This is a genomic window from uncultured Olegusella sp. (genome assembly GCF_947253395.1).
In the GTDB taxonomy this organism is placed as follows: Bacteria; Actinomycetota; Coriobacteriia; order Coriobacteriales; family Atopobiaceae; genus Olegusella.
Window position 1 is genome coordinate 1 of sequence record NZ_CAMXYY010000062.1, and the last position, 8,156, is coordinate 8,156.

The window sequence follows — 8,156 nt, forward strand, 5'->3', positions numbered from 1 at the left end:
GAGTAGTGCTGGCAATGAGGCGGCGGCTCGAGTAGAGCTCGCTCAGTATCGTCTTGATGAGCGCAATCATGAGCTTGAGAAATATCAGTCTCTGCTTGAACAAAAGGGCATTTTTGTTGGGGATCTTGATGGTCAGCGTCGTCGTACGCAAGATTTGTTAGGGCGGATGGATTCGGATATACGTCTTTTGGAAGAGAAGGGCAAAAACATGGTTGCCCGCCTTTCTGAAATGCGTATGAGTTTATCGACTGCAGAGACGCAGCGCGCAGATGCTGAGCATTCGCTTTCTGCAGTTTCATCTGAGCTTGCCGAAGCACGAGGTGCCGAAACTGAACTGCGTAGTTCTATAAAGGAGCTCAAGCAGAGCTTTGAGGAAGCTACGCTGCACCGTCGTGAATTGGGAGCTCAAGTCAACAAACTCAACAATGAGCAGCGTCAAGCACAACACGACTCTGATACCGAAACGCTTGCGTATGCACGTCTGCGTGATCAGATTGAGTCTGCTGAGACAACAGATGAACTCTATGAGCAGCGTTTGTCTCGCATTTCCGAGCAACTCACCCAAAATGATGCCGCCACAGAAAAGGCTGAAGCACGCAAAAAGCAGCTTGAGGCATCGCTTGCTCAGGCGCATGCTGACCAAGATATTGCCGAGCAACATATTGCCGACTGCCACAAAGCGGTGTCTTTGGCACGTGAGCATGAAGTATCCGCACGTAAGTGCCTATCCACTGCAGAAGCAGATCTTGCTGCGACAGAGGCTCTCGATCGTGCAGGAGAAAACCAAAGTGACTTAATGGTAGCCCTGGCTCAGGGTCCTCAAAAAGATTTGATTCGCTATCGCTTAGCTGATGTGATGGAGGCAGCCCCCGAGTATGAGGCAGCGTTTGAAGCATTTTTTGGCGGTGATCTAGCGGCCCTGGTAGTCGATAGTGTTAAGGAAGCAGGTCTGCTTACACAAACTGCTCTCGAGATGAATAGCAAGGGAACAGCAACACTGCTTTTTCTTGAGAACAGCTCGCTTGCGCATGAGGACGCAGACAATCTACCTGGTATTGCTTTGGCAAGCAAAGCTGTGGCACAAGCAGGTTATGAGGCTTTAGTTGCGCGCCTGTTAGATGGTGTGCGCTATGTAGAAAGCGCCAAGCAGGCTTTGCAAGCGCATGAGAGCTATCCAGGACTGAGCTTTGTTTCTGCTGATGGCGCAGTGGTTCATGGTGATGGTCGCACATCAGTAGGTAGGCTTGCCTCTGCCTCGGCAGGTGCTCTTGAGCGCAAGCGTCGCCTGCGTACCCTCCGCGTAGCTATACCGCAGCTTCAGGCTAAGTTGGAAACAGCGATTACAAGTCTTGCCGATGCTGAGGCTGCTTTAGCCACAGCACGGGAAGAAAGCTCTGCTGCTCGTGGTGAACTTGCACGAATGAAGGGTGAGCTAAGTTCAACTATCTCTGAATTGGGTCGCCTTGCAGCTCAACATGACTCGGCATTGTCCGAAAAAAAGCAAGTAGAACTCACTCGTCAGGCTGCTGCTGATAAGGTTTCTGAGGCTCGCGAACAGGTGCAGCGCCATAAGCAAGCAGCCAATGAAGCACAGATGCGTGCAAAAGAAATTGCTGTTCAGCTTGAAGATATCAACGCTGAGCGTAGTCGTGCAAGTCGCGCAGAGCGCGAAGCCCAAGACAGGTATTCGGAAACCAAGCTCCGTCTTGCGACAACCTCTGAGCGTCGCACTCATCTCGAGTCTCGCGAGCATGAACTTTTGTGCTCGGTCAAACAACTTACCGAGCGTCTTGAGGCAACGCGTCGAGCTGCGGCATCACTGGATGTAGTACGTCTACGTGTAGAGCCGCTCCATGAACGTTATGATGCCGTACGAAAATATGCTTTTAAGTGGGCAGAACGTCTTCGCGACCGCGCTTCTCTTGAAGAAGCAAGCTCTGATTCATTGAAAAAGACCATCTCGGAGGCACGTTCAGCGGCTAGTGCTGCAGCAAAAGAGCTGGATGCTGCTAAAGCTGAAGAAGCTTCAGTCAAAATTGAGATTGGTAAAGTTCAAGTCGAAGTTAAGCATGCTGTTGAGGCTATTGCGGCGATGGGTATACCTCTTGAGGAGGCGCTTGAGCTGCCTGCTCCTGACAATCGTGAGGAGAGTGAACGTCGCGCTGAGCGTATTACTCATCAGCTGGAATCCTTAGGCCCTGTTAATGAAGCCGCGATGGATCAGTATGGCAAGCTCAAAGAACGCGCTGACTACATTGCCTCTCAGGTTGAGGATTTGGAGCGCGCGCGTGCTTCTTTGCGCAAAATTACCTCGGCTATTGAGCGCAAAATGCGCAAGCGATTCCTTAGTGTGTTTGACCAGGTTAACGCCAATTTTTCTGAGGTTTTTTCTCTGCTCTTTCCCGGCGGCAAAGCACATCTTGAGATGGATGATCCCGATCATCCCGATGAGACGGGTATTGAGATTTCAGCGCAGCCACGCGGTAAGCGCATTGCAAAAATGACTCTGATGAGTGGTGGAGAAAAATCTCTTACGGCTTTGGCGTTGCTTTTTGCCGTATACAAGACGCGTACCGTACCCTTCTATATCTTTGATGAGGTTGAAGCCGCGCTAGACGATGCCAACCTCACCAAGTTTTTGGATGCTCTTGAACGTCTCAAGGAAACGACGCAGCTCATTGTTATCAGCCACCAAAGGCGCACGATGGAACAAGCGGATGTCTTGTATGGTGTATCCATGCGTGCTGATGGTGTCAGTCGTGTGGTCAGTCAGCGACTTGATCGCGCAACAGGAAAGGTAGTTGATGCCTAATGGGTTTTATGGAACGCCTGCAGAAAGGTCTTTCTCGTTCTCGTGAGGCGCTTTCTGAGATTTTTTATATGGGTGGTGAGGTTGATGAGGACTTTTGGGAGGACCTCACAGATCGTCTGGTAATGGGCGATATCGGTGGCGAAGTAGCAATGCAGGTTAGCGATGATTTACGCGAGCAGGCCGCTCGTGAAAATCTTGTTCGTCCTGATCAGTTGCGTTCTGCTTTGGCAAAGCGTCTCGCACAAGCATTTACGCCTGCTGCACGTGACCCATTTTCTGACTTACCAAGCTGTGTGCTCTTTGTTGGTATCAATGGTGCGGGCAAGACTACCACGGTAGGAAAGCTAGCTGGTGCAGCAAAATCTGCTGGTCAAGCTGTTGTGATTGGCGGTGCGGATACGTTTCGCGCTGCCGCTATCGAGCAGCTGCAGATTTGGGGTGATCGGGCCGATGTGCCTGTCATTACGCGCGAGCGTGGAGGAGACCCTGCGAGCGTTTGCTATGACGTACTGGATGCTGCTGAGAAAAACAACAGTCAGCTCGTGCTTATCGATACGGCAGGTCGTCTGCATACCTCGCCTGAACTTATGCGTGAGCTTGAAAAGGTTGTGCGTGTTACGCGCAAGCGTGCCGATAGTGTATTTCCCGTCTCGGTAGTGTTGGTGATTGATGCTACAACTGGACAAAATGGTCTTGCTCAGGCGCGTGAGTTTAATGATGCACTTGATATTGATGGTCTGATTGTTACCAAACTTGACGGTACAGCCAAAGGCGGTATTGCTATTGCCATCTCACATGAGCTAAAACTGCCGATTTATCGTATAGGCGTCGGTGAGGGTATTGAGGATTTGCAGTCCTTTGATGCGCTTTCTTATACGACAGCATTGGTGGGAGATGTCACGGCATAGCTTAGCTGTGACTTTGCGTAGGTCTTTTAGCGTATGACCCTGGAAGGGATATATATGTTCAACAGTCTCTCTGATCGCTTGCAAGATACTTTTTCCAAGTTGCGTGGCAAGGGTCGCCTGACCGAGGACGACATTAATGCAGCCATGCGTGAGATTCGTATGGCTCTGCTTGAAGCTGATGTAAATTATCGTGTCGTCAAGGATTTTGTGGCAGCTTGCAAGGAACGCTGCATGACTGCTGAGGTTTTAGGTTCGCTGAGTCCTGCTCAAAATGTTGTGCGTATTGTACTTGATCGTTTGACTGAGCTTTTGGGCACCACTGATTCTAAGCTTGCACTTGCCCAGAATCGCACACCTAATGTCATTATGCTGGTGGGTCTGCAGGGTTCTGGTAAGACCACTGCGGCTTCCAAGCTTGCCTATTTACTCAAGAAGCAGGGCCACAGTCCTTTGCTTGCTGCCTGTGATACTCACCGTCCCGCCGCAGCTGATCAGCTTGAGACCCTTGGTGGAGAGATTGGTGTGCCAGTTTGGCGCGGAGAAGGTAAAGATGCAGTTGAAGTCGCACGTGGCTCCGTTCAAAACGCTGTTGATCGCATGTGTGACATCGTTATTGTCGATACTGCAGGTCGCCTGCAAATCGATGAGCTTATGATGCAAGAAGCAATTGCAATCAAGCAGGCTGTCAAGCCCGATCAGATCCTCATGGTAGTTGACGCTATGGGTGGTCAGGATATCGTCAACGTTGTGTCTACCTTTGCCGAGCGTACAGACTTTGATGGTGTCATCATGTCCAAGCTTGATGGTGATGCTCGTGGCGGTGGTGCTCTTTCGGTACGTGCTGTGACGGGTAAGCCTATTAAGTTTGTTTCTATGGGCGAGAAACCCGACTCGCTCGAGGTTTTTCATCCCGACCGCATGGCCAAGCGTATTCTTGGTATGGGCGATGTTATTGGCATTATCGAACAGGCTGAAAAGCTTGCTTCTGAGCAGGATATTGCTGATGCTGAGCGCATGCTCAAGTCTGGCTTTACGATGGATGACATGCTCTCGCAGATGCAACAGATTCGCAAAATGGGCGGTCTGGGCAAGCTGATTAGCATGATTCCTGGTGGCGAACGCATGATGGCTCAGGCAGGTGGAAATCTTGATGATACGCAGATTACGCGCATTGAGGCCATGATTCACTCAATGACAGCGGCGGAGCGCACCAACCCCAAGCAGATCAATGGGCAGCGGCGTCGCCGTATTGCGGCGGGTTCTGGTCGTAGTGTTCAGGAAGTCAACCAGCTGCTCAAGCAGTGGGGCGAAATGAACAAGATGATGGGCAAGATGCGTCAGATGACGGGCACTATGGGTGGTAATTCTAAGCAAGCAAAGCGTCAGATGCAACAGATGATGCGCGGTATGGGCGGCATGCCTGGTATGGGTGGTATGCCCGGCTTTGGTGGTAAGCGTGGAAGACGCTTCTAGAGTCTCTTTACTCTTTTTGGCAGAGCTGCCAAAAGGCAACAGCACTCGCAGCAGCAACGTTGAGAGAATCGACCCCATGACTCATGGGGATGATAACGCTGGTATCGCAACCAGCTAATACCTCAGGCGCAAGTCCGCTGCCTTCAGTGCCCAAGAAAAGTGCAAGCTTTTCATGTTGAACTAGTGCGGGATCATCAAGGCGTAGTGCGTGCTCATCTAAAGCAAGCGCAGCACAGAAAAACCCTTCCTTATGTAGGAGCCCCAGGCACTGCTGTGGCCAAGGCGCGGGAAGATATGCCCAGGGCACCTGCAGTACGGTTCCCATAGAAACGCGCAATGAGCGACGATTGAGCGGGTCAGCGCAGGTGGGAGCAAGGAGCACTGCATCGGCACCAAGCGCTGCTGCTGAGCGAAAAATCGCACCTACATTGCTCACGTCAACAATATCTTCAAGTACGGCAATCCTTTTTGCACCCGCCAAAACCTCTTGCGTATCGCGTGGCTTTGGGCGAGAAAAGCAGCCCAGAATACCACGGGTTACGGTATAGCCCACCACCTTGCTCATGAGCTCAGTTGGAGCGACAAAAACAGGTATATCATTGTCAAGCTGGGCAAAGATATCCGCACAGCTCTCAAAGCGTCGCTCATCAATAAAAAGCGAACGAGGAGAAAATCCCTCCTTAAGGGCAACCTCAATTACTAAACGTGATTCTGCAATCATGACTGCAGCTTTGGGATTGAGCACATGTTTGAGCTGCCTGCCGCTTAAAGATAGGTAGGCCGCAAGACGAGGGTCGTCCAGATGAGAAATATCTATGCGCTGCATAAAAACCTCTTGCTTCCGTAAAATCTTCTTAGAGAGCGTTACCATTATCTAACAGTAGGAACAATCTCTTGTGTCTAAGAGTTCAGATATAATTTTTCAACGCAGCATATAAGCTGCGTAGCTGGGGGAGTGTTGATATGGCTCAAAATAATTACCCGCGTCACAGTGCGGCATATGCACATTTGGGTGTTGAACAGACAGGCGTGAGTCCATCTCCTGTACCCGCTATGGATGACAAACCAAAAAAGAAAAGCTCTATGGTTCCCCTTTTGGTGGTACTTGGAGTTTTGCTTGTGGTGTATTTTGGCGGAGTTTTTTTCTTTAGTAATGCGTTTTATCCTTCGACCACTCTAGACGGCAAAGATGTGTCGCTGAAATTTGCTAAGGAAATCGCCCAAGCTCAAGTTGAAACAGGTGAGCGTTCGCATCTGACGGTCAGCATCCCTGATGGTCAGACGCTTGAGCTTAACGGTTCTGATGTGTCACTAAAAATTGATGGCGATGCCTACGCTCGCAGTGCCATGACCACTCAGCAACCCTGGTTTTGGCCAGTGCGTGCTTGGGGTTCTCATGTGGTCAAACTTCCCATTTCAGCAAATTTTGATAAAAATAAGTTAAAAGAGGTCGTAGCTAAGCTTGTAGAAGAGCATAACTCTGGAGCAAAGCAGCCCAAAAATGCTAGTGCTCACTTTGATGATAAATTGAAAAACTACCAGATTACTCCGGCTGAGGAAGGCACCACGCTCAACGCAGAGTATGTTGAGACTGAGATTGCAAAAGCCCTTACCGATCTCAAAGAAACTCTTGAACTTACCAAAGACGCTTATATCCAACCTGCCGTCAAAGACGATGATGCAGAGCTCAAAAAAGCGGTTGAAAAGGCAAATTCTATGCTTAAGGCAACCCAGTCTTTGACGATTGAAGGTAAAGAAGTAGCAAAAGTCGATGTAGATAAACTCGGTAGTTGGATTTCTATTTCTGATAAAAATGAAGCCACTATTAATGCTGATGCAGTCACTCAATGGGCTCAAGGGGATCTATCAAAGCAACTCGATACCGTGGGATCTACACGTACGTATTCGTTGCCGGATGGTGGCAGTGTCACTGTGAGTGGTGGTCGCTACGGCTGGATTATTGATGGTGCTGATGTAGCTGACAGTATTGTGAGTAATGTTAAAGCAGGAAAATCCGCAAGCATTGAAGTGTCGATGAAACAAAAAGCTGCCAAGCACGCTAATGGGGGAGCAGACTGGGGGGAGCGTTGGGTTGATGTCAATCTCAGCACGCAACATGCTGTGTTATATGACCATGGAAAAACGCTTTGGGAGTCTAGTTTTGTTTCTGGCAATAGCAACAAGGGTTACAGCACCCCGACCGGAGTTTACTCCGTCAACTCTAATATGACTTCAAAGGAATCTTCAGGTTCGCAGGTAAAACTTGTCTCGCCCTTTAAAGATTCTAAGGGTAAACCCACCTATACGAGCTATGTTGACTGGTGGGTTCCTTTTATTGACAACCAATATGCTTTCCACGATGCCTCTTGGCGCAAGTCGAGCGAATTTGGCGGTGACACCTACAAGTCCAATGGCAGTCACGGCTGCATTAATCTTCCTCCTGATAAGGCAAAGGCTCTCTATAAATTAGTCTCAGTGGGCGATGTTGTTGTGGTTCACGACTAATTCTTATCCGCTATGGGTATCAATGGGAAGAATATAGAAACTCTCGCACGAGTTGTCTTTGCTGATGGGAGCTTTAGATGGAAATGAACAATAAGCGCCGACGCCAAACAATGATTATGTATTTCATTGCTGGTCTTGTGCTTGCTTTTGCGTTGCAAAGGGCGCTCTTTACCAATATCTCTGCTGCCAAGGTAGAGCAGGTGACTTATAGCAAGTTTGTTTCAATGGTTGAAGATGGTAAGGTAAAATCTGTTAACCTCAATCAATCAAATAACGAAATTAGCTTTAAGACTGATAACAAAGACATTAGCTATGTCACCACGGCATGGCCTAATGACATTGCCTTAACTTCGTTGCTCAAGCAGCACAAAGTTACCTTTGCCTCCACGGTAGATGACAAGTCTTCTGGGATGTGGATGTACCTCGTAGCAAGCTATCTTATTCCTATTGCCTTGGTT

At 49.2% G+C, this 8,156-nt stretch carries 6 protein-coding genes; 5 read left to right on the forward strand and 1 reads right to left on the reverse strand.

Features of this window, described 5'->3' with window-relative positions:
• The 3 genes from Q0X25_RS05845 to ffh all read left to right on the forward strand — a co-directional run.
• A partial coding sequence (locus Q0X25_RS05845) for an AAA family ATPase (RefSeq protein WP_298579875.1) occupies positions 1 to 2,812 on the forward strand: 2,812 nt, incomplete at its 5' end.
• Positions 2,812 to 3,720 (forward strand): signal recognition particle-docking protein FtsY, encoded by a 909-nt coding sequence (gene ftsY / locus Q0X25_RS05850; RefSeq protein ID WP_298579878.1) that lies wholly within the window; start codon positions 2,812 to 2,814, stop codon positions 3,718 to 3,720. The genes Q0X25_RS05845 and ftsY, both read left to right, overlap by 1 nt.
• Positions 3,721 to 3,774: 54 nt before the next feature.
• The gene (ffh, locus tag Q0X25_RS05855) at positions 3,775 to 5,193 is read left to right on the forward strand and encodes a signal recognition particle protein (RefSeq protein ID WP_298579881.1); all 1,419 of its coding nucleotides are present in this window, start codon (positions 3,775 to 3,777) and stop codon (positions 5,191 to 5,193) included.
• A 7-nt stretch (positions 5,194 to 5,200) separates the two neighbouring features.
• Here ffh and Q0X25_RS05860 read toward each other — a convergent pair whose 3' ends face one another.
• Positions 5,201 to 6,019 (reverse strand): RNA methyltransferase, encoded by an 819-nt coding sequence (locus Q0X25_RS05860; protein WP_298579884.1) that lies wholly within the window; start codon positions 6,017 to 6,019, stop codon positions 5,201 to 5,203.
• Between the two features lie 137 nt (positions 6,020 to 6,156).
• Here Q0X25_RS05860 and Q0X25_RS05865 point away from each other — a divergent pair, with 137 nt between their 5' ends.
• Positions 6,157 to 7,698 (forward strand): L,D-transpeptidase family protein, encoded by a 1,542-nt coding sequence (locus Q0X25_RS05865; protein ID WP_298579887.1) that lies wholly within the window; start codon positions 6,157 to 6,159, stop codon positions 7,696 to 7,698.
• Between the two features lie 77 nt (positions 7,699 to 7,775).
• Positions 7,776 to 8,156: ATP-dependent metallopeptidase FtsH/Yme1/Tma family protein (locus Q0X25_RS05870; protein ID WP_298579890.1), on the forward strand; the 381-nt coding region annotated here is incomplete at its 3' end.

What these genes read in the sequence shown, in the direction of transcription:
- Q0X25_RS05865 (WP_298579887.1), top strand. Translation starts at nt 6,157, where the DNA reads ATGGCTCAAAATAATTACCCGCGTCACAGTGCGGCATATGCACATTTG.
- ffh (WP_298579881.1), top strand. Translation starts at nt 3,775, where the DNA reads ATGTTCAACAGTCTCTCTGATCGCTTGCAAGATACTTTTTCCAAGTTG.
- ftsY (WP_298579878.1), top strand. Translation starts at nt 2,812, where the DNA reads ATGGGTTTTATGGAACGCCTGCAGAAAGGTCTTTCTCGTTCTCGTGAG.
- Q0X25_RS05860 (WP_298579884.1), bottom strand. Translation starts at nt 6,019, where the DNA reads ATGCAGCGCATAGATATTTCTCATCTGGACGACCCTCGTCTTGCGGCC.